A 20697-nucleotide genomic window follows, 5' to 3' on the forward strand; every position below is an offset into this window, starting at 1 on the left:
GGGAGTCGACGCGATGGCTTTGCTACAGCTGGAGCGCATCAGTGCACAGTACCCTGGCAGCCCTGCACCTGTGCTGGCGGATATTTCCTTGAGCCTGGGGCCGCAGCAATTGCTGGTCGCCCTCGGCCCGTCCGGCAGTGGCAAGACTTCGCTGTTGAACCTGATTGCCGGATTCGTCGCACCCAGCGCCGGGCGCATCACCCTCGATGGCGTGCCGGTAAAAGGCCCGAGCGCCGAACGTGGCGTGGTGTTCCAGGACGACGCCTTGCTGCCTTGGCAAGACGTGCTGGCCAATGTCGGCTTTGGCCTTGAGCTGGCGGGCGTCCCTCGGGACAAACGCGAAATCCGTGCCCGGGAAATGCTCGCGCTGGTGGATCTTTCAGGCTTCGAAAACCGCCGGATCTGGCAACTCTCCGGCGGTCAGAAACAGCGCGTCGGCCTGGCCCGCGCCCTCGCTGCCGACCCTCGCGTCTTGCTGATGGACGAACCTTTCGGCGCGCTCGACGCGTTCACCCGCGAGCAGATGCAGGAGCTGCTGCTGCAAGTCTGGCGGCGCACTGCCAAACCGGTATTCCTGATCACCCATGACATTGAAGAATCGGTGTTCCTCGCCACGGATCTGATTCTGCTGGCGCCCAATCCCGGGCAAATCGTCGAACGCCTGAGCCTCGATTTCGGCCAGCGTTACGCCGCCGGTGAGTCGGCGCGCTCGATCAAGTCCGACCCGCGCTTTATCGAAACCCGCGAACACGTGCTCGCCAAAGTGTTCTCCCAACGCAGCGCCGTTCCACGGCAGGAGCACGCATGAGCAGCTATGAAATTCCCGCGGCGGCGGTCAAGACAAACACCACCGCAATCGTTGTGCGCCGCAGTTTGAGTACGCGCTGGATCAGTGTGCTGACGCTGGTCGCGCTGATTGTCATCTGGTGGGCCGTGACGGCGACCGGTTTGATCGAGCCGCTATTCCTGCCGTCACCATCGGCCGTGCTGCAAAAAGGCTGGCTGCTGGCGACCAGCGGCTACATGGATTCAACCCTGTGGCAGCACTTGGGCGCGAGTCTCAGCCGCATCGGTCTGGGCCTGGGCTTCGCGGTGTTGACGGCTGTCCCGGTCGGCATTGCCATCGGCCACAATCGCATCGCTCGCGGCATTCTCGATCCGCTGATCGAGTTCTATCGCCCGATTCCACCGCTGGCCTATCTGCCGCTGATCGTGATCTGGTGCGGCATTGGCGAGTTGTCGAAAGTGCTGTTGATCTACCTGGCGATTTTCGCTCCGATCGCCATTGCCACCGCCACCGGTGTGCGCACGGTCGACCCGGCCAAGCTGCGTGCTGCGCAGTCTTTGGGCGCCACTCGCGCACAGTTGATTCGACATGTGATTTTGCCCAGTGCATTACCGGACATCCTGACTGGCGTGCGCATCGGTTTGGGCGTGGGTTGGTCGACACTGGTCGCCGCCGAGCTGATTGCCGCCACCAGCGGCCTGGGTTTCATGGTGCAGTCGGCCGCGCAGTTCCTGGTCACCGATGTGGTGGTGCTGGGGATTTTAGTGATCGCGCTGATCGCCTTCGCCATGGAAATGGGCTTGCGCAAGCTGCAACGCAAACTGGTGCCGTGGCACGGCCAGGCTCACTGATACGTTTTGATCGCACTGACTACGCTGACAGCCCCGGATTGAAGAGAACCACCATGAGCCACCTGACCATCGTCCCCCTCAGCTCTGCCCTCGGCGCACAGATCAGTGGCGTCGACATCAGCCAGCCGCTGAATCTGGAACAGCGTGATGCCATCGAACAAGCGCTGCTCAAGCATCAAGTGCTGTTCTTCCGCGACCAGCCAATCACCCCACAGCAGCAGGCGCGCTTCGCGGCGAATTTCGGCGACCTGCACATTCACCCGATCTACCCGAATGTGCCGGAGCAACCGCAAGTGCTGATCCTCGATACCGCCGTCACCGACGTGCGCGACAACGCGATCTGGCACACCGACGTGACCTTCCTGCCGACCCCGGCCATGGGCGCGGTGCTCAGCGCCAAGCTGTTGCCGGAGTTTGGTGGCGATACCTTGTGGGCCAGTGGAATCGCAGCGTATGAAGCGTTGTCGGCACCGTTCAAAACCTTGCTCGAAGGGCTGACCGCCACCCACGATTTCACCCGTTCGTTTCCGTTGGAGCGCTATGGCAACACGCCTGAAGCGCTGGCCCAATGGGAAGAAGCGCGGCGCAAGAATCCGCCGCTGTCGCACCCGGTAATCCGCACCCATCCGGTGAGCGGGCGCCGCTCGCTGTTCGTCAACGAAGGCTTCACTTCGAAGATCAACGAACTGTCGGAAACCGAGAGCGAGGCGATTCTGAAGTTCCTGTTCGCCCACGCAACACGGCCGGAATTCACCATTCGCTGGCGCTGGCAGAAAGACGACATCGCCTTCTGGGACAACCGCGTGACTCAGCATTACGCGGTGGATGACTACCGGCCGGCGCGGCGGGTGATGCAGCGGGCGACAGTGTTGGGGGATGTGCCGTTTTTTCGCTGATTTGATCGTTCCCACGCTCTGCGTGGGAATGCCGCCCGGGACGCTCCGCGTCCCATCCGAAAGCCGAACGCGGAGCGTCCGTTGATGCATTCCCACGCGGAGCGTGGGAACGATCATGCTGTCACTCAGCCGTCGAAGGCTTCTCCCACAGATTGATCCCGCCCTCTTGGGCAAAACGATCGATCTCCGCCAGCTCCTCTGCACTGAAGCTCAAGTTCCGCAACGCCCCGACGTTCTCGATGATCTGCTCTGGCCGGCTCGCACCGATCAGTGCCGACGTCACCCGCGGGTCGCGCAGGGTCCAGGCCAGTGCCAGTTGCGCCAGGCTCTGACCGCGGCGCTTGGCGATTTCATTGAGTGCACGCACGTGGGCAATGTTGGCCTCGGACAGGTGCGAAGCCTGCAACGAACCGCCGCCCGGACGGTTGACCCGCGCGTCGCTCGGGACACCGTTGAGGTATTTGTCGGTCAGCAAACCCTGAGCCAGCGGTGTAAACGCAATCACGCCGGTGCCCAGTTCGTCAGTGGTGTCGAGCAGGTCTTTTTCCACCCAGCGATTGAGCAGGTTGTAGGCCGGCTGATGGATCAACAACGGCACCTTCCACTCCTTGAGCAATGCCGCCATCTCACGGGTTTTCACCCCTGAGTACGACGAGATGCCGATGTACAACGCCTTGCCCTGCTGCACTGCCGTGGCCAATGCGCTGGCGGTTTCTTCCAGCGGCGTATCCGGGTCGAAGCGGTGCGAATAGAAAATGTCGACGTAGTCCAGGCCCAGACGCTGCAGGCTCTGGTCGAGGCTGGCCAGCACGTACTTGCGCGAACCGCCGCCCTGACCGTAAGGACCGGGCCACATGTCCCAACCGGCCTTGCTGGAGATGATCAACTCATCCCGGTACTGCTTGAAGTCTTCCCGCAGCAATCGACCGAAATTGATCTCGGCGCTGCCGTATGGCGGACCGTAGTTATTGGCCAGGTCGAAATGGTTGATGCCCAGGTCGAACGCCGTACGCAGCAGCGCCCGCTGGGTGTCGATCGGCGTGCTGTCGCCGAAGTTGTGCCACAGGCCCAGCGACAGCGCCGGCAGCACCAGACCGCTGCGACCAACGCGGCGGTAAGGAATGGAGTCGTAGCGGTTTTCGGCAGCGGTGTAAGTCATCGAATCCTCTCTTGTCTGTCTTGAATCTGGTCTCGACTGCTTCGCCAGTCGCCCAGCATACCCTCAGACAAACACCAGAAAACCCCGGACTCGACTAATTGCTGAAACGTTTCATATTTCTTTCGCCTAACCTTATGCCGACAATTCGCGCAGAGCTGCCGCCGCCAGAAAACCGGAGCGCGAACTGTAGCGTTGATCCCGTCTGACAGTCTGATCGATACGCTCAAGCAACTGTTCCGGCAACGTCGCATTGAAGCGCACTGACTTGCCGAAATAAGGCGTGATATCAAACTCAACTACCGCCCACACACCACCTGCGTAATCGGGATTTTCAAGGTGGGCATCAATCTCGCGTACCTGTGGCAATGGCTCGCCATCGGCTACCAACCCTTCGTAGTGCAGGGACAGCGCCTCTTTCACGCTTTCAAGTGCCTGCGCCACGGTGCTGCCGGCCGAGAAACAACCTGGCACATCAGGGACGATCACTCCGTAGTCCGAGTCGGCATCCTTGTGCAGAACAACCGGGAAATTCATTTCGATGAGCCCTTCATGTGATGTGTCCCTGCAGGGACTTTCGTATCCGGTGGCGGGCATCATTTGAGTCCCGCCTGTTTCAATATGCTGCTGATCGTTCCTTTCGGAAGATCCGAATCCGGGTGTTTGACCGTCACCCTCCCGGGCTTGCAGGGATGCTTGTACTGATGATGGCTTCCCCTTACGGCAACCAGATACCAACCATCGTCCTCGATCATCCTGATCATTTCCCGACTTCGCATTTCCTTCGCCTTTTTCCACAGCAATCGCTGCGTACTTTAAGCAGGTCGAAGTGGAAACAATACACACCATACACACTTGGAAAAATAATAGCCGATCTGGACGAAGTCGACTTTTCCTCTCGGACCGGCGGCTACTGCGCTTTCGCAAACACCTCCCCCATCCAATCCACAAACACCCGGACCCGTGGCGACATGTGTCGGTTGTGCGGGTACAGCACTGAAATTGGCAGGTAAGCAGGACTGGCGCAGGTGATCTGACGCAGGCGGGATGGTTTAACTATGCTCGCTGTATGGGGTTGAATCAGTAAAGGCTTGCCCGCGATGACGGCCTTTACGGCAACACACATTTAAATGGCGAAACCCACCATGCACACGACGATCATCATCACCTTTGGCCTGATTCTCCTGGCGCTGATGCTCTACATCGGCGAGAAAATCGGCTTCAGCCGCCAGATTCTGGCCTACAGCTTTATCGTGCTGTGGCTGGCGCTGACGTTGATCAACGGCGCGGTCGGCATCGTGCATGCCGGCCAGCCGTTAAGCACCGAGCTGGTGGTGGGAAGCGCCGTGTTCGGTATCCCGGTGGCGGCGCTCGTGTTGTTCATGGTGCTGACCACCGAGACCTGAGAGACCGATCAACGCACCAGGTGCAGGAACTGCATGTGCCGTTCGTACTGATCGAGGATGTCATTGATGATCTGCTCCTTGGTGTAGCCCACCAGATCGTAGTTCTGACTGCCCTCGCTCAAGTGCACTTCGGCCCGATAGTAGCGACGATTATTGAGCTCCTTGGAGCCCATGCCACCCCGGGCAAACGACGGCGTGAAGTAGCCACGCATTTGCACCTGGTAGATAAACGGGTGTTCATCGCCGTGACCGATTTCCAGGCTGACGCTGTCGTTGACCGGCTCTGGATGGGTGATCACCTTGAGGCCCTTCTCGACGAATACCGCCGAGACCTCTTCAATCGCCGGACGTACCGTCGTGTCGAGGAAGCGATACACCTCGTCCCGCGACGGAAAATGCACCGCCTGACTCAAGCGCTGACGCCAGCCACCGCGCCGCGAGCCGGACACCGGTGCCAGGGAATGCAGTTGCGCGATCTGTTTCTGCGATTCCAGATAAAACGCCTTGTGCAGACCCCACATCATCAGCAGCAAAATCAGCGAGAACGGCAGCGAGGTCAGGACCACCGCTGACTTCAATGCGTCGATGCTGCCGGAGAACAGCAGCGCACTGGTCACCAGCGCCGTCATTGCTCCCCAGAACACCCGCAGCCATTTCGGCCCATCCTCATCCGGGTTGCCACCCTTGGCGGACAGGGTCGACAACACCACGGTGCCCGAGTCGGCGGAAGTGACGAAGAACACGAAGCTGATGAACACCGTGACCGCGATCACGGTTTTGCTCCACGGGTAGGTTTCCAGCAGCAGGTAGAGGGTCATCGAGGGGTTGTCGATGGCCGACATGCCCAGCGCGCTCATGCCGTGGTTGAGCACCTGGTCGATGGCGCTGTTGCCGAAGATCGACATCCACGCCAGGGTGAAACCCAGCGGAATCAACAGCACGCCGAAGACGAACTCGCGGATGGTCCGGCCACGGGAAATCCGCGCGATGAACAGGCCTACGAACGGCGACCATGCGATCCACCAGGCCCAATAGAACACGGTCCAGCCGCCCAGCCAGTCGCTGGGTTTGTCATAGGCGTAAAGGTCAAAACTCTTCATCGGCAAGGCGCCGAGATAATCACCGACGTTCTGGATCAGCGTATTGAGCAGATGCTGCGTGGGCCCTGCGAACAATACGAACAGCAGCAGCGCGCAGGCCAGCAACATGTTGATGTCGGACATCACCCGCACGCCTTTATCGACGCCAGACACGGCGACGATGATCGCTGCGCCCATCATCAGCGTGATCAGCCCGACCTGAATCCACTGGGTATGGGCGATGCCGAACAGATAGTCCAGGCCGGAATTGAGGTGCAGCACGCCGAAGCCCATATCAGCACCGAGACCGAAGACCGTGGCGATGATGCCAAAGCCATCCACTGCATAACCGATAGGGCCGTTGATGCGTTTGCCGATCAGCGGATACAACGCCGAACGCAGCGCCAGGGGCAGGTTATGCCGATAGGCGAAATAGGCGAGCGCCATGCCGACAAAGGCAAACACACCCCAACCGTGCAGGCCCCAATGCAGAAACAGAATCTGCATGGCCTGGCGCGCCGCGTCCGCGGTGCCCGCCTCGCCTTGGGGCGGCTGGAGCATATGGGTCAACGGTTCGGACACGCAGAAGAAGAACAGCGTGATGCTGATCCCGGCGGCGAACAGCATGCCGGCCCAGGACAGGTAACTGAATTCGGGCTCGTCGTGGTCGGCACCGAGTTTGATCTTGCCGTAGCCCGATAACGCGGTGACGACCACGAAGACCAGATACAGGGTCATCGCCAACATGTAGTACCAGCCGACCGTATTGGCCGCCCAGTTTTGCGCAGCCAGCAACCAGGCACCGGCCTGTTCGGGCATGGCAATGACCACGACGCCGAACAACAGAATGAAGCTCGCCGCAAAGTAAAACACCGGCGGATTCATGCGGACCAGGCCGCTTGAAGGAACGGACGATGCACTCATGAACGGTGCACCTCGAAGGGGGAAATCGTGGCTGTAGAAATCGGACTCAGCAAAGGCAAGCCTCCTGTTGTGAGCGGGCAGCGAACCACCGGTTTAACTTGAATGAACGTTCAAGTTAAACATGAATAGGCTGCTAAGGACTAATCGCAGGGCTGGGCGGTCGCGTAATTACGCTAGCTCAATGAGGGGTAGAAGGCGATCGTTCCTACGCTCTGCGTGGGAATGCAGCCCGTGACGCTCTGCGTCATTGCGGTGCCAGGCTTGAGATCGAGGCGCGAATCGGAACGCGGAGCGTCCCTGGAGGCATTCCCACGCGGAGCGTGGGAACGATCAATGGGGGGTAGGAGGCGATCGTTTTTGATCGTTCCTACGCTCTGCGTGGGAATGCAGCCCGTGACGCTCCGCGTCACTGCGGTGCCAGGCTTGAGATGGAGGCGTGAACCGGAACGCGGAGCGTCCCTGGAGGCGTTCCCACGCGGAGCGTGGGAACGATCATTGTGGCGCTTACTTTTGCGCTCCATCATCCAACTGCAAATTCGCTTGAGTCAGATTGCTACCCGCCGGCACGCTGCGGGTCAGCCAGACGTTGCCGCCAATGGTCGAGCCCTTGCCGATGGTGATCCGCCCGAGGATTGTCGCCCCGGCGTAAATCACCACGTCATCCTCGACGATCGGATGCCGCGCCTGGCCCTTCTGCAATTGACCGTCTTCATCCGCGGGAAAACGCTTGGCACCCAGCGTCACAGCCTGATAAATCCGCACGCGCTCGCCGATGATCGCGGTCTCGCCGATCACCACGCCGGTCCCGTGGTCGATGAAGAAACTGCGGCCGATCTGCGCGCCCGGGTGAATGTCGATACCGGTTGCCGAATGAGCGATTTCTGCGCTGATCCGCGCCAGTAACGGCAGGCCGGCGCGATATAAATGATGGGCCAGACGATGGTGAATCACCGCCAGAATCCCCGGGTAGCACAGCAGCACTTCATCGACACTGCGCGCCGCCGGATCACCGTGATAGGCCGCCAACACTTCGGTGTCCAGCAGGCTGCGCAGCCCGGGCAGTGCCAGGGCGAAATCCTGAATGATCTGAATGGTTTTGCCTTCGACTTCAGCCTCGGCCTGGGCGCTGTGGCGCGCCGCATACCGCAGTTCGAGCCGTGCCTGCGCCAGCAACGCATTCAGCGCGACATCGAGGGTGTGGCCGACGTAGAAGTCTTCACTCTCTTCGCGCAAATCCACTGGCCCCAGACGCATCGGGAACAGCGCACCGCACAGGGCCTCGAGAATCTCCGCCATGGCCGCCCGGGACGGCAGCTCGCGCCCGCCCTGCTCGCCGCTGACGCGGCCGTTTTGTGCACGCCACTGATCACGGGCCGTGCGCAGTTGGCTGACGATGGTCTGCAATTGCCAATGGCTGGAACGCTCACTCACGGTAAAAACTCCTCACGGAGCGGCCGGACAGTCTGGCCGCGTCAACGGCGATTACTTTACGGCAAGGGCCTTGGGCCAAATTAAGAACCAATTGTGCTGTATCAAGCACCATCGGCTATAAGCGATTGACGGTTGCCCGGGGAAATTGGCGTGCCTATAGTCCTGACATCATTCACCGCCAGTACGGACCCATGATCAAACAACAGCTTGCCCGCTTTAACCGCCTCGACCTGCTGCCAGCCCACCGCCCTGGAAAAACTCGAACGCCTGTCGATGTGGCTGGGCCGCGATGTATACGTCAAACGCGATGACCTGACACCACTGGCAATGGGCGGCAACAAGCTGCGCAAACTCGAATACCTCGCCGCCGATGCCTTGGCCCAGGGCGCGGATACCTTGATCACCGCAGGCGCGCTGCAATCGAACCACGTACGCCAGACGGCTGCCATTGCCGCCAAGCTGGGCCTTGGCTGCGTAGCGTTGCTGGAAAACCCGCTTGGCACCGATGACGTCAATTACGTCGGCAACGGCAATCGGTTGTTGCTTGATCTGTTCCATACCAAAGTCGAGCGGGTGGAGAATCTCGATAATGCCGATGAGCAATTGCAGGCATTGGCCGCCCGCCTGCGCAACAACGGCAAAAAACCGTATCTGGTGCCCATCGGTGGCTCCAATGCATTGGGCGCGTTGGGTTACGTGCGCGCAGGCCTGGAACTGGCCGAGCAGATCAAGGACACCGGCCTGGACTTCGCCGCCGTCGTCCTGGCTTCCGGTAGCGCCGGAACCCATAGCGGTCTGGCGCTGGCGTTGAACGAAGCGTTGCCGCAGTTGCCAGTGATCGGCGTGACGGTTTCTCGCAGCGATGAAGATCAACGCCCGAAGGTTCAGGGTCTGGCCGAGCGCACTGCCGAGCTGCTGGGCATGTCGTTGCCGGCGAACTTCAAGGTCGAATTGTGGGACGAGTATTTCGCGCCGCGCTACGGTGAGCCGAATGCCGGGACGTTGGCGGCGGTAAAATTGCTGGCCAGTCAGGAAGGCCTGCTGCTTGACCCGGTCTACACTGGCAAAGCCATGGCCGGACTGCTGGATGGCATCGGACGTCAGCGTTTCGATGAGGGGCCGATCATCTTCCTGCACACCGGTGGGGCGCCGGCGTTGTTTGCCTATACAAGCTTTTTGCAGGACTAGAGATGGCTGATCGTTCCCACGCTCTGCGTGGGAACGCAGCCCGTGACGCTGCGCGTCACTGGACGCGGAGCCTCCCATGAGGCATTCCCACGGAGCGTGGGAACGATCACCCATTGCCGACCAATTATTCGATTAATGCATAACAAAAATAGAATTTATTATTTTCTAATCTAATAACGCCATCATATAGTCATGCCGCAGGCGAATTTGCTGCGAGACGCATAAGCTGCTTTAGGGCAGGATATCGCAGTCGTTCCAATCCCGAATTTGCCAACTTTCCTTAAGCGTCTTCCATAAGAAAACACAGGGGCTTGTCATGAATTTTTCCGCACTACGTCGAAATCTGCTGGTAGGTTCGCTGGGCCTGGCACTGAGCGCCGGCCTGATCGGCCAGGCGGTTGCCGGTGAGCAACTGCAACAAATCAAGGACAAAGGCGTGATCAACGTCGGCCTGGAAGGCACTTATCCACCGTTTAGCTTCGTCGACGAAAGCGGCAAGCTGTCGGGCTTCGAAGTCGAATTTTCTGAAGCGTTGGCCAAAGAGCTGGGCGTGAAGGTCAAGCTGCAACCGACCAAATGGGAAGGCATTCTGGCAGCCCTGGAATCCAAGCGTCTGGACGCCGTGATCAACCAGGTGACCATTACCGAAGAACGCAAGAAGAAGTATGACTTCTCCGAGCCGTACACCGTTTCCGGGATTCAGGCGCTGGTACTGACGAAAAAGGCCGCCGAGCTGAACATCAAGTCGGCTGCCGACCTGGGCGGCAAGAAAGTCGGCGTAGGCCTGGGCACCAACTACGAAGAGTGGGTAAAAGCCAACGTACCGACCGCTGACGTGCGCACCTACGAAGATGATCCAACCAAATTCCAGGACCTGCGCGTGGGCCGCATCGATGCCATCCTGATCGACCGTCTGGCCGCACTGGAATATGCCAAGAAGGCAAAAGACACCACCGCGGCAGGTGAAGCATTCTCCCGTCAGGAAGCCGGTATTGCCTTGCGCAAAGGCGAGCCTGAGCTGCTGGCTGCAGTGAACAAGGCTATCGACAAGCTGCGCGCCGACGGCACGTTGAAAAAGCTTTCGGAAAAATACTTCAACGCTGACGTCACTCAATAATGGAAGAAGCTTTTCAACTCGCACTCGATTCCCTGCCCTTCCTGCTCAAGGGCGCGTACTACACGGTCATCCTGAGCCTGGGCGGGATGTTCTTCGGTCTGGTGCTGGGCTTCGGCCTGGCACTGATGCGTCTGTCGCGCTTCAAGCTGGTGAGCTGGATCGCCCGTGTCTACGTATCGTTTTTTCGCGGCACGCCGTTGCTGGTGCAACTGTTCGTGATCTATTACGGCTTGCCGCAACTGGGCATGGAACTCGATCCACTGCCGGCGGCCCTGATCGGCTTTTCGCTGAACATGGCCGCCTACGCCTGTGAGATCCTGCGCGCCGCGATCAGCTCCATCGAGCGCGGTCAGTGGGAAGCTGCTGCCAGTATCGGCATGACCCGTGCGCAGACCCTGCGCCGGGCCATCCTGCCGCAGGCGATGCGCACCGCATTGCCGCCACTGGGCAACAGCTTCATTTCGCTGGTCAAGGACACCGCGCTGGCGGCCACCATTCAGGTGCCGGAGCTGTTCCGCCAGGCACAACTGATTACCGCCCGCACCTTCGAAGTGTTCACCATGTATCTTGCCGCCGCGCTGATCTACTGGATTCTGGCCACGGTGCTCTCGCACCTGCAGAACAAGTTGGAAGAGCGGGTCAATCGGCACGACCAGGAGTCCTGACCCAATGATTGTCGTGGAAAAACTGACAAAGCAGTTCAAGGGTCAAGTCGTGCTCAACGGCATCGACCTGCAAGTGAAGGAAGGCGAGGTCGTGGCGATCATCGGGCCTAGCGGCTCGGGCAAGACCACATTCCTGCGTTGCCTGAATTTTCTGGAAGAGCCCACCAGTGGCCGGATCAAGGTCGGCGATATCGAGATCGATACCGGCCGCCCGTTGAACCAGCAACAAAGTCTGGTGCGCAACCTGCGCCAGCACGTGGGCTTCGTGTTTCAGAATTTCAACCTGTTCCCCCATCGCACAGCCCTGGAAAACGTTATCGAAGGCCCGATCATCGTCAAGAAAATCCCGCATGCCGACGCCGTTGCCCTGGGCAAGAAACTGTTGGCCAAGGTGGGCCTGGCGGGTAAGGAAGACGCTTATCCGCGCCGCCTCTCGGGCGGCCAGCAACAACGCGTGGCGATTGCCCGCGCGCTGGCGATGGAACCGGAAGTGATCCTGTTCGATGAACCGACCTCGGCACTTGACCCGGAGTTGGTCGGTGAAGTGTTGGCGACGATCCGCGGCCTGGCCGAAGAGAATCGCACGATGGTCATCGTGACCCACGAAATGGCTTTCGCCCGTGACGTGGCCAATCGCGTGGTGTTTTTCGACAAGGGTGTGATCGTCGAACAAGGCGAATCCAAGGCACTATTCGCCAATCCGAAAGAAGAACGCACGAAGCAGTTCCTCAGTAAATTCCTTAATAACTCACACAACTAACACCTTGGCAACACTGCCAACTTCCACGGACGGAAGTTGCGCCCACCGCCCGCCTGCGCATAACAAAATCAAAAAACCATAGTTAATATTTTGTGCGCATGCGCAGTACATATATATATCCCGCAACAGACTTTCACTGCCAATTCCCCCGCATCCACCAATCACCCGCCGCACGCCCTCCCCGCGCATCCAAGCCCGACTCGCCCTGTATTTATAAGCATTTTCTACTCACCCATAGCGCTTCTTAACTTTAATGCGTAGGACTTTTCTGAATAACATCATATTCCAAGCCTAACTAACAATCGCTATTGACACTGATTCACCCGCACTCTTATCTAGTCACCAAGACGCGCCACCCGTTATTTAAAACAAAATAAGCAATTGCCTTTTTACTCGCACTTGATGCATTTATTTTTCAGAAACGGACTTCGCTGCAACAACTTCAAGGAGACTCCATGAAAAACATTTCGAACCATCCCGAACTCGCAGCCCCAACCCTGGCGCAATCTCACAAAAGCGACATCAATATCGTATCGGCCTCGCACCTGCTGATCGATGTGCCGCCCTACCCTGCGATGGACGAAGGCGACCTCATCGAACTGTTCTGGGACAACTGCTACGTCGCCTCCAGGGTGGTCACGCCCGACGATGTAGGCCGTTCCGTCCACTTGCGCGTACCCGAGAGTTTCATTGCCAATGGCGCCTCGCGCATTCATTACCGGATCATGCAGATTGGCCGGGGGCCGGCGGTATCGGCTGTCGGACGCGTTCGAGTCAAGCTCGATTGTCCGGGTGGCGAACCTTCCAACCTGTGCGGCGACGAAAACCAACGCCTGGCCCCCGTGAGCATCCCTGAAACGATTCGCCGCCAGGGCGTGAATCCCAACCAGATCAAACGCGGCGTGCCGCTGACCATCGAGCCGTACCTGAACATGGCGGCGGACGACGAAATCACCCTGCGCTGGGGCGATGTGCGCATGGACTTGCCACGACTCAAGGCGAGCGACGTGGGCCAGCCGATCCAGGTATGGGTGCCGCCAGCGATCATTATCGAGGCGGGCGAGGATCTGCGGCTGGAGGTGACTTATTGCATTCTCGACCGGGTCGGCAACAACTCACGGTGGGCGCCGGCACGTTCGTTGAAAATTGGTTGCGCCGGTTCGTGGCTGAAAGTCGCGAAAAAGCAACGACCCGAGGCCGCACAAGCGCGCTGTTGCTACAGCAGCAAGTGTTGCCCTGCGCCCACCACCCCTTCTATATATATTCCTAAAAGTTAGTTCATAACTTTTTTATAAACGCTTAGGGTATATACACCGGACCACCGGACATTCTTGTTTTCTACGCCGCAGCGGCGTTTCCATGAGATGTGAGGTAGGTATGGTCCGGAACACAATCACCCCAGTGCAGATCGCCAGGGCATTGCGTGCAGCCAAGGAGCGGCACTGATGTCCAGTCTGGCAGATGCAATTGTCCAGAGTGATCTGGATATCGCCCCCCTGTTGTTGCCCGCGCAAGTGCTGCGCAACGACGCACAAGCCATCAAGGCCGCCCACGAACTGGCGCAGATAGCACGCCTGCACGCGGCCAAACGTGACCAGCAGCGCAAGTTGCCATGGTCGGAAATCGAACAATTTACCCGCAGCGGGCTGAGCAGCATTGGTATCCCGCGGGAGTACGGTGGCCCGCAAGTTTCGTTCGTCACCCTGGCCGAGGTTTTCGCGATCATTTCTGCGGCGGACCCGGCCCTCGGACAGATTCCACAGAACCAGTTCGGCATCCTGAACCTGGTGTTGGGCAGCGCCACCGAAGCGCAGAAAAAACAGCTGTTCAAAAGCGTGCTCGAGGGCTGGCGCATCGGCAATGCCGGGCCGGAGCGAGGCAGCAAGAACACGCTGGACCTCAAGGCGCGCATCACCGCCGATGGCGATGGCTTTGTCCTCAATGGGCAAAAGTTTTACTCCACCGGCGCGCTGTTCGCGCACTGGGTTGCGGTCAAGGCCCTGAACGACGATGGCAAGCAGGTACTGGCCTTCGTCCGTCGCGGCACACCGGGATTGCGCATCGTCGATGACTGGTCCGGTTTCGGCCAGCGCACCACCGCCAGCGGTACGGTTTTGCTCAACAACGTACGGGTCGACGCCGAACTGGTAGTGGACAACTGGAAGATCAACGACAAGCCCAATACTCAGGGCGCAGTCTCGCAATTGATCCAGGCAGCCATTGATGCCGGAATCGCCCGGGGTGCCATCGACGATGCCATCGAGTTCGTGAAAACCCGCTCCCGGCCATGGATCGATGCCAACGTCGACAGGGCCAGTGATGACCTCTATGTGATCGCCGACATCGGCAAACTGAAAATCGAGTTGCACGCTGCCGAAGCCCTGCTGCGCAAGGCCGGACACGTGCTTGATCAGGTCAACGCTGCGCCGCTCACCGCCGAGTCAGCCGCCCGCGCTTCGATTGCCGTGGCCGAAGCCAAGGTGCTGACCACCGAGATCTCACTGTTGGCCAGCGAAAAGCTTTTCGAACTGGCCGGCAGCCGCGCGACCCTCGCCGAATTCAACCTCGACCGCCACTGGCGCAACGCCCGCGTGCACACCCTGCACGACCCGGTGCGCTGGAAGTATCACGCAGTCGGTGCCTATCACCTGAACGGCACGTTGCCGGCTCGCCACTCCTGGATCTGACGACCAGACATCTGGAGAAACACATGACAAGTTCTCAGCACGTCGCGGTCCTGACCAGCGATGAGCAAGCCCTGATTGTCGCCAGCGACCTGGCCGACGATTTCAAGCGCGATAGCGCCCTGCGTGACCGCGAGCGCCGACTGCCGCACCCGGAGCTGGAAGTGTTTTCCCGTTCCGGTCTGTGGGGCGTCAGCGTGCCCAAAGAGTATGGCGGCGCTGGCGTTTCCAACGTCACCCTGGCCAAGATCATCGCGCTGATTGCGCAGGCTGACGGCTCGCTCGGGCAAATTCCGCAGAACCATTTCTATGCCCTTGAAGTGTTGCGCGTAAACGGCAACGAAGAGCAGAAAAAACGCCTGTACGCCGAAGTGCTGGCCGGACAGCGCTTCGGCAATGCGCTCGCCGAGCTCGGCACCAAAACCGCTCATGACCGTGTCACCCGCCTCACCCCTGATGTGCAGGGAGCGCGCAAGGGCTATCGCATAAACGGTCGCAAGTTCTACGCCACCGGTGCGATATACGCCCAACGCATCCCGACCTCGGTGATCGATGAAAACGGCGTGCAGCAATTGGCCTTCGTCCCAAGCAACAGCAAAGGCTTGACCGTCATTGACGACTGGAGCGGCTTCGGCCAGCGCACCACCGGTAGCGGCTCGGTGGTGTTCGAAGATGTCTTCGTCGCCGCCGAAGACGTCATCCCGTTTCAAAGCGCGTTCGAGCGCCCGACACCGGTCGGCCCGTTGGCGCAAATTCTCCATGCGGCCATCGACACCGGCATCGCCCGCGCCGCCTACGAAGATGCCCTGCACTTCGTGCGCACCAAGACCCGCCCGTGGATCGACGCCACCCACGAAAAAGCCACCGACGACCCACTGACCCTCAAGAGCTTCGGCCACTTGAGCATTCGTTTGCACGCCACCGAAGCGCTGCTGGAGCGCGCCGGTGAGTTCCTCGACAAGGCCCAGGCCGACACCAACGCCGAAACCGTCGCCGCTGCATCGATTGCCGTCGCCGAAGTTCGGGCCATCAGCAGCGAAATTTCCCTGGCCGCCGGCAGCACCCTGTTCGAATTGGCCGGCAGCCAGGCAACCCTGATGGAACACGGCCTGGATCGCCACTGGCGCAACGCTCGGGTGCATACCCTACACGACCCGGTGCGCTGGAAGTATCACGCGGTGGGCAATTACTACCTCAACGATGAAAACCCGCCACTGCGGGGGACCATCTGATGGCCAAGAAAAAGATCCTGCTCAATGCGTTCAACATGAACTGCATCGGGCACATCAACCATGGTCTGTGGACGCATCCCCGGGACACCTCGACCCGGTACAAAACCATCGACTACTGGACCGAACTGGCGCAGCTGCTCGAGCGCGGGTTGTTCGACGGCTTGTTCATCGCCGACATCGTCGGGGTCTACGACGTCTACCAGAATTCGGTGGACGTTCCACTCAAGGAGTCGATCCAGCTGCCGGTCAATGACCCGCTGCTGCTGGTCTCGGCCATGGCTGCCGTGACCAAAAACCTCGGCTTCGGCCTCACCGCCAACCTCACTTACGAGCCGCCGTATCTGTTCGCCCGACGCATGTCCACGCTGGATCATCTGAGCCGTGGCCGGGTGGGCTGGAACATCGTCACCGGTTACCTCGACAGCGCCGCCAAAGCCATGGGCCTGAGCGAACAGGTCGAGCACGACCGCCGTTACGACCAGGCCGACGAGTACCTGGAGGTGCTCTACAAACTCTGGGAAGGCAGCTGGGAAAACGCTGCGGTGCTCAACGATCCACGGCAACGCATCTATGCGCAACCGGACAAAGTGCACAAGGTCGAGCACAACGGCGAGTTCTATCAGGTCGAGGGATATCACCTGTGCGAACCCTCGCCACAACGCACGCCGGTGTTGTTCCAGGCCGGCAGTTCCGATCGTGGCCTGGTGTTCGCCGGCCGGCACGCCGAGTGCGTGTTCATCAGCGGCCAGACCAAGGCGTCGACCAAGGTGCAAGTGGACAAAGTCCGCGCCAGCGCTGTCGACGCCGGGCGCAATCGCGAAGACATCAAGGTGTTCATGGGCCTGAATGTGATCGTCGGCGAAACCGAAGAACTGGCCTGGGCCAAGCACGCCGAATACCTGAGCTACGCCAGTGCCGAGGCCGGGGTGGCGCATTTCTCGGCCTCTACCGGGATCGATTTTTCCGAGTACGCCATTGACGAACCGATCCAGTACGTCAAAAGCAACGCGATCCAGTCAGCGACCAAAAACCTGCAGAACAATGACTGGACCCGACGCAAATTGCTGGAGCAACACGCTCTCGGCGGGCGCTACATCACCGTGGTCGGCTCGCCGCAGCAAGTGGCGGATGAGCTGGAATCGTGGATCGCCGAAACCGGCCTCGACGGCTTCAACCTGACGCGGATCGTCACGCCGGAAAGCTATGTGGACTTCATCGAACTGGTGATTCCCGAGTTGCAACGACGTGGCTCGTACAAGACCGCTTATGACGATGGCAGCCTGCGGGAAAAGCTGTTTCGCGAAGGGGCGCATTTGCCTGAGCAACATATCGGCTCTCACTACCGACACTAACCCGATCGTTCCCACGCTCCGCGTGGGAATGCAGCCAGTGACGCTCCGCGTCACAACCGCAGGGACGCGGAGCGTCCCGAGAGGCATTCCCACGCAGAGCGTGGGAACGATCGCACTGACTGGAAAAAACATCATGACCAAGAAGCTCTTCTCTCACCCAGTCAAAGCACTGGCCCTGGCCCTCGGCCTGTTCAGCTCTGCGGTTTTCGCCGCCGACGCTCCATTGAAAATCGGCACCACTGCCGCCTTCGCCATTCCTCTGGAAGCGGCGGTCGAAGAAGCCGGGAAGCAAGGCCTGAAAGTCGAGCTGGTGGAGTTCACCGACTGGATTGCACCCAACGTCAGCCTCGCTGCCGGCGACATCGACGTGAACTACTTCCAGCACATCCCGTTCCTGGAAAACGCCAAGGCTGCCTCCGGTTTTGACCTGGTGCCGTTCGCGCCGGGAATCATCAACAACGTCGGCCTCTACTCGAAAAAATACAAAAGCTTCGACGAGCTGCCGCAAGGCGCCAGCGTCGCCATCGCCAACGATCCGATCAACAGCGGTCGTGGTTTACAGTTGCTGGCCAAGGCTGGCCTGATCACCCTCAAACCCGGTGTCGGCTACAAGGCCACCGAAGAAGACATCATCGCCAACCCGAAGCAAATCAAGATTCTCCAGGTTGAAGCCGTGCAACTGGTGCGTGCCTACGACGACGCCGATCTGGTCCAGGGTTACCCGGCCTACATTCGATTGTCGAAGACCTTCGATGCGGGCTCCGCGCTGCTGTTCGACGGCCTCGATCACAAGGAATACGTGATTCAATTCGTGATCCAGCCGAAGAGCAAAACCGACCCGCGCCTGATCAAGTTCGTCGACATCTATCAGCATTCGCCAGCCGTTCGCGCCGCTCTGGATAAAGCCCATGGCAAGCTCTATCAAGCCGGTTGGGAGAGTTGAGCATGACGGCTGCCACGCAACGGCGACTGGAAACTCCAGCGCCTCACAAAGCACAACAGACCGAGTTGCACCCAGCGCTCAATAGCGCTCACGTGCGCTTCATCGGCCTGGGTAAAACCTACGACGGCAAACAAGGTCCGGTGGCCGCGCTGCACGGCATCGACCTGGCGATCCAGCACGGTGAAGTGTTCGGCATTATCGGTCGCAGCGGCGCCGGCAAGTCGTCGTTGATCCGCACCATCAATCGCCTTGAGCAACCGAGCTCGGGCCGGGTGCTGATCGATCAGATCGACATCGGCGAGTTCGATGAGGACCGCCTCGTGGCACTGCGCCGGCGCATCGGCATGATCTTCCAGCACTTCAATCTGATGTCGGCCAAGACGGTTTGGCAGAACGTCGAACTGCCCCTGAAAGTCGCCGGTGTCGCCAAGGAAAAACGCGAACAAAAAGTCCGTGAATTGCTAGAGCTTGTGGGTCTGCAAAACAAGCACAAGGCCTACCCGGCGCAGTTGTCCGGCGGTCAGAAACAGCGTGTCGGTATCGCCCGCGCGCTGGTGCACGACCCGGCGATTCTGCTGTGTGACGAGGCCACTTCGGCACTGGACCCGGAGACCACGCAGTCGATCCTCGGCCTGTTGCGCGAGATCAATCAACGCCTGGGGCTGACCATCATTTTGATCACCCATGAAATGGCGGTGATCCGCGAGATCTGCGATCGCGTCGTCGTCCTCGAACATGGCCGGATCGTTGAACAAGGCCCGGTGTGGGAAGTGTTCGGCAATCCGCAGCATGAAGTCAGCAAGACCTTGCTCGCGCCGTTGCAACATGCCCTGCCGCCGGAGCTGCAAAGCCGTTTGCAGCCTCAACCACGCTCCGCCGGAGACGCTGTGGTACTGCGCCTGCAATTTACCGGCACGGCCCAAGCCGAACCGGACCTGGCCGCACTGTTCGCCGCTCTCGGTGGACGCGTGCGTTTGTTGCAGGGTGGCGTGGAACGGATTCAGGGACACGCGCTTGGGCAACTGCTGCTGGCAGTGACCGGATCGTCCCTCGCTGCCGAAAAACTGCAACAACGCGCCGGCCGTTGGGCGCAACAGGTGGAGGTATTGGGTTATGTGGTTTGATCGCTTGCTGCAAGGCTTCATCGACACGTTTCTGATGGTCGGTGTGTCATCGCTGATCGCCCTGCTGGCGGGTATTCCGCTGGCGGTGATCCTGGTCACCAGTTCCAAGGGCGGCATCTACGAAGCCCCGGCGCTTAATCGCGCGTTGGGCGCTTTCGTCAACCTGTTCCGCTCGATCCCGTTCCTGATTTTGATGGTCGCGCTGATCCCCTTCACCCGCCTGATCGTCGGCACCACCTACGGCGTCTGGGCGGCTGTGGTGCCGCTGACCATCGCCGCGACACCGTTCTTTGCGCGTATTGCCGAGGTCAGTCTGCGTGAAGTCGACCATGGCTTGATCGAAGCGGCGCAAGCCATGGGTTGCCGGCGCGAGCACATCGTCTGGCACGTGCTGTTGCCGGAAGCGCTACCGGGGATTGTCGGTGGATTCACCATCACCCTGGTGACCATGATCAATTCGTCGGCCATGGCCGGGGCGATTGGTGCGGGCGGCCTGGGTGACATCGCCTACCGGTATGGCTACCAGCGCTTTGACAGCCAGATCATGCTGACGGTGATTGTGTTGCTGGTGGCGTTGGTGGCGGTGATTCAGTTGGGCGGGGATCGGTTGGCGCGGGGGCTCAACAAGCGCTGAGTAGGCTGGGGGATGGAGGCGCTTTTGTGGCGAGGGAGCTTGCTCCCGCTCGATTGCGCAGCAATCGCAAAAACTGACACCCGCATGTTTCTGATACACCTCTTTGAATGGTCTGGGGGCTTCTTCGCAGCCCAGCGGGAGCAAGCTCCCTCGCCACAAAGCGTGTTTGTCCTGCATAACAGCTTCCTGGCCATGAGGGATTACTGGACGCAGAAGGGAAGTTTTCCCACAGAGAAATCGGCAATTCCGAAGTCCCGATTCCTTTCCTTTGCAGGTCATTTCCTAGATCATTTCGCTCGCTTGCGCCTGGCAAATTCGCTGGCTAGTCTCGGTTCGTCACTGCTCATCAGTGAACGGGTTTAGTCGCCCGGTTCCTCTAGGCGTACAGCGTCACCTCTTTCAGGTGTTTTTTATTGCCTGAATTTTATGGTGGCTGTGCGCAGGGCACCTTCGGGTGCGCCGGTATTC

Annotated in this window: 19 protein-coding genes and 2 pseudogenes; 15 read left to right on the forward strand and 6 right to left on the reverse strand. The window is 59.7% G+C overall.

The annotated features are described in order from the left end of the window. Positions 1 to 13: 13 nt before the first annotated feature. From tauB to tauD, 3 genes are read left to right on the forward strand one after another with little or no spacing between them, the layout of a single operon-like run. Positions 14 to 808 carry a taurine ABC transporter ATP-binding subunit gene (tauB, locus tag D8U69_RS09665; RefSeq protein ID WP_130907201.1) on the forward strand — a complete coding sequence of 265 codons (795 nt, stop codon included), beginning with the start codon at positions 14 to 16 and terminating at the stop codon, positions 806 to 808. Beyond that, a complete protein-coding gene (gene tauC / locus D8U69_RS09670) occupies positions 805 to 1638 on the forward strand; it encodes a taurine ABC transporter permease TauC (RefSeq protein WP_056852099.1) in 834 nt (277 codons plus the stop codon). Before tauB ends, tauC begins: the two co-directional genes overlap by 4 nt. A gap of 53 nt (positions 1639 to 1691) precedes the next feature. Then, the gene (tauD, locus tag D8U69_RS09675; RefSeq protein ID WP_130907202.1) at positions 1692 to 2534 is read left to right on the forward strand and encodes a taurine dioxygenase; all 843 of its coding nucleotides are present in this window, start codon (positions 1692 to 1694) and stop codon (positions 2532 to 2534) included. Between the two features lie 121 nt (positions 2535 to 2655). Here the strand turns inward: tauD and mgrA are convergent, their stop codons facing one another. The 4 genes and pseudogenes from mgrA to D8U69_RS09695 form a co-directional block, all read right to left on the reverse strand. Further along, the gene (gene mgrA, locus D8U69_RS09680) at positions 2656 to 3693 is read right to left on the reverse strand and encodes an L-glyceraldehyde 3-phosphate reductase (RefSeq protein WP_130904501.1); all 1038 of its coding nucleotides are present in this window, start codon (positions 3691 to 3693) and stop codon (positions 2656 to 2658) included. Between the two features lie 132 nt (positions 3694 to 3825). Then, entirely contained in the window at positions 3826 to 4227 is a 402-nt protein-coding gene (locus D8U69_RS09685; protein ID WP_056852096.1) for a type II toxin-antitoxin system HicB family antitoxin, read from the reverse strand. A 59-nt stretch (positions 4228 to 4286) separates the two neighbouring features. Next, a complete protein-coding gene (locus D8U69_RS09690) occupies positions 4287 to 4469 on the reverse strand; it encodes a type II toxin-antitoxin system HicA family toxin (RefSeq protein WP_130904538.1) in 183 nt (60 codons plus the stop codon). A gap of 131 nt (positions 4470 to 4600) precedes the next feature. Next, positions 4601 to 4699: pseudogene (locus D8U69_RS09695) on the reverse strand (LysR family transcriptional regulator); the annotation flags it as partial. Between the two features lie 136 nt (positions 4700 to 4835). Between D8U69_RS09695 and D8U69_RS09700 the strand changes: the two are divergent. Further along, the gene (locus D8U69_RS09700; RefSeq protein WP_056852094.1) at positions 4836 to 5096 is read left to right on the forward strand and encodes a hypothetical protein; all 261 of its coding nucleotides are present in this window, start codon (positions 4836 to 4838) and stop codon (positions 5094 to 5096) included. Positions 5097 to 5104: 8 nt separating this feature from the next. Here the strand turns inward: D8U69_RS09700 and betT are convergent, their stop codons facing one another. Further along, positions 5105 to 7060, reverse strand: coding sequence for a choline transporter BetT (betT, locus tag D8U69_RS09705; RefSeq protein ID WP_177336547.1), 1956 nt, complete (start codon positions 7058 to 7060; stop codon positions 5105 to 5107). A gap of 543 nt (positions 7061 to 7603) precedes the next feature. After that, on the reverse strand, positions 7604 to 8530 hold the full coding sequence (gene epsC / locus D8U69_RS09710) for a serine O-acetyltransferase EpsC (protein ID WP_130907203.1): 927 nt from the start codon (positions 8528 to 8530) through the stop codon (positions 7604 to 7606). A gap of 191 nt (positions 8531 to 8721) precedes the next feature. On the opposite strand from epsC, the pseudogene D8U69_RS09715 reads away from it, so the two are divergent. The 11 genes and pseudogenes from D8U69_RS09715 (at position 8722) to D8U69_RS09765 (ending at position 20229) form a co-directional block, all read left to right on the forward strand. Then, positions 8722 to 9718 (forward strand): annotated as a pseudogene (locus D8U69_RS09715) (D-cysteine desulfhydrase). Positions 9719 to 10034: 316 nt separating this feature from the next. Beyond that, on the forward strand, positions 10035 to 10835 hold the full coding sequence (tcyJ, locus tag D8U69_RS09720; protein ID WP_056852090.1) for a cystine ABC transporter substrate-binding protein: 801 nt from the start codon (positions 10035 to 10037) through the stop codon (positions 10833 to 10835). After that, entirely contained in the window at positions 10835 to 11500 is a 666-nt protein-coding gene (gene tcyL, locus D8U69_RS09725) for a cystine ABC transporter permease (protein ID WP_056852089.1), read from the forward strand. Before tcyJ ends, tcyL begins: the two co-directional genes overlap by 1 nt. Positions 11501 to 11504: 4 nt before the next feature. Beyond that, complete coding sequence (gene tcyN / locus D8U69_RS09730; RefSeq protein WP_056852088.1) at positions 11505 to 12260, forward strand: L-cystine ABC transporter ATP-binding protein TcyN; 756 nt, start codon at positions 11505 to 11507, stop codon at positions 12258 to 12260. 455 nt (positions 12261 to 12715) lie between these two features. Continuing rightward, a complete protein-coding gene (locus D8U69_RS09735; protein ID WP_236708388.1) occupies positions 12716 to 13537 on the forward strand; it encodes a hypothetical protein in 822 nt (273 codons plus the stop codon). A 168-nt stretch (positions 13538 to 13705) separates the two neighbouring features. After that, entirely contained in the window at positions 13706 to 14947 is a 1242-nt protein-coding gene (locus tag D8U69_RS09740) for an SfnB family sulfur acquisition oxidoreductase (protein WP_130907204.1), read from the forward strand. 23 nt (positions 14948 to 14970) lie between these two features. Further along, positions 14971 to 16176 carry an SfnB family sulfur acquisition oxidoreductase gene (locus D8U69_RS09745; RefSeq protein ID WP_130907205.1) on the forward strand — a complete coding sequence of 402 codons (1206 nt, stop codon included), beginning with the start codon at positions 14971 to 14973 and terminating at the stop codon, positions 16174 to 16176. Next, the gene (locus D8U69_RS09750; RefSeq protein WP_130907206.1) at positions 16176 to 17528 is read left to right on the forward strand and encodes an LLM class flavin-dependent oxidoreductase; all 1353 of its coding nucleotides are present in this window, start codon (positions 16176 to 16178) and stop codon (positions 17526 to 17528) included. The genes D8U69_RS09745 and D8U69_RS09750 overlap by 1 nt, the downstream gene beginning before the upstream one ends. Positions 17529 to 17661: 133 nt before the next feature. Further along, a complete protein-coding gene (locus D8U69_RS09755) occupies positions 17662 to 18471 on the forward strand; it encodes a MetQ/NlpA family ABC transporter substrate-binding protein (RefSeq protein ID WP_130907207.1) in 810 nt (269 codons plus the stop codon). Between the two features lie 2 nt (positions 18472 to 18473). Further along, complete coding sequence (locus tag D8U69_RS09760; RefSeq protein ID WP_130907208.1) at positions 18474 to 19595, forward strand: ATP-binding cassette domain-containing protein; 1122 nt, start codon at positions 18474 to 18476, stop codon at positions 19593 to 19595. Beyond that, a complete protein-coding gene (locus D8U69_RS09765) occupies positions 19585 to 20229 on the forward strand; it encodes a methionine ABC transporter permease (protein ID WP_020795820.1) in 645 nt (214 codons plus the stop codon). The genes D8U69_RS09760 and D8U69_RS09765 overlap by 11 nt, the downstream gene beginning before the upstream one ends. The last annotated feature ends 468 nt before the right edge of the window (positions 20230 to 20697 follow it).

It is taken from the genome of Pseudomonas sp. Sample_16 (genome assembly GCF_004307665.1).
In the GTDB taxonomy this organism is placed as follows: domain Bacteria; phylum Pseudomonadota; class Gammaproteobacteria; order Pseudomonadales; family Pseudomonadaceae; genus Aquipseudomonas.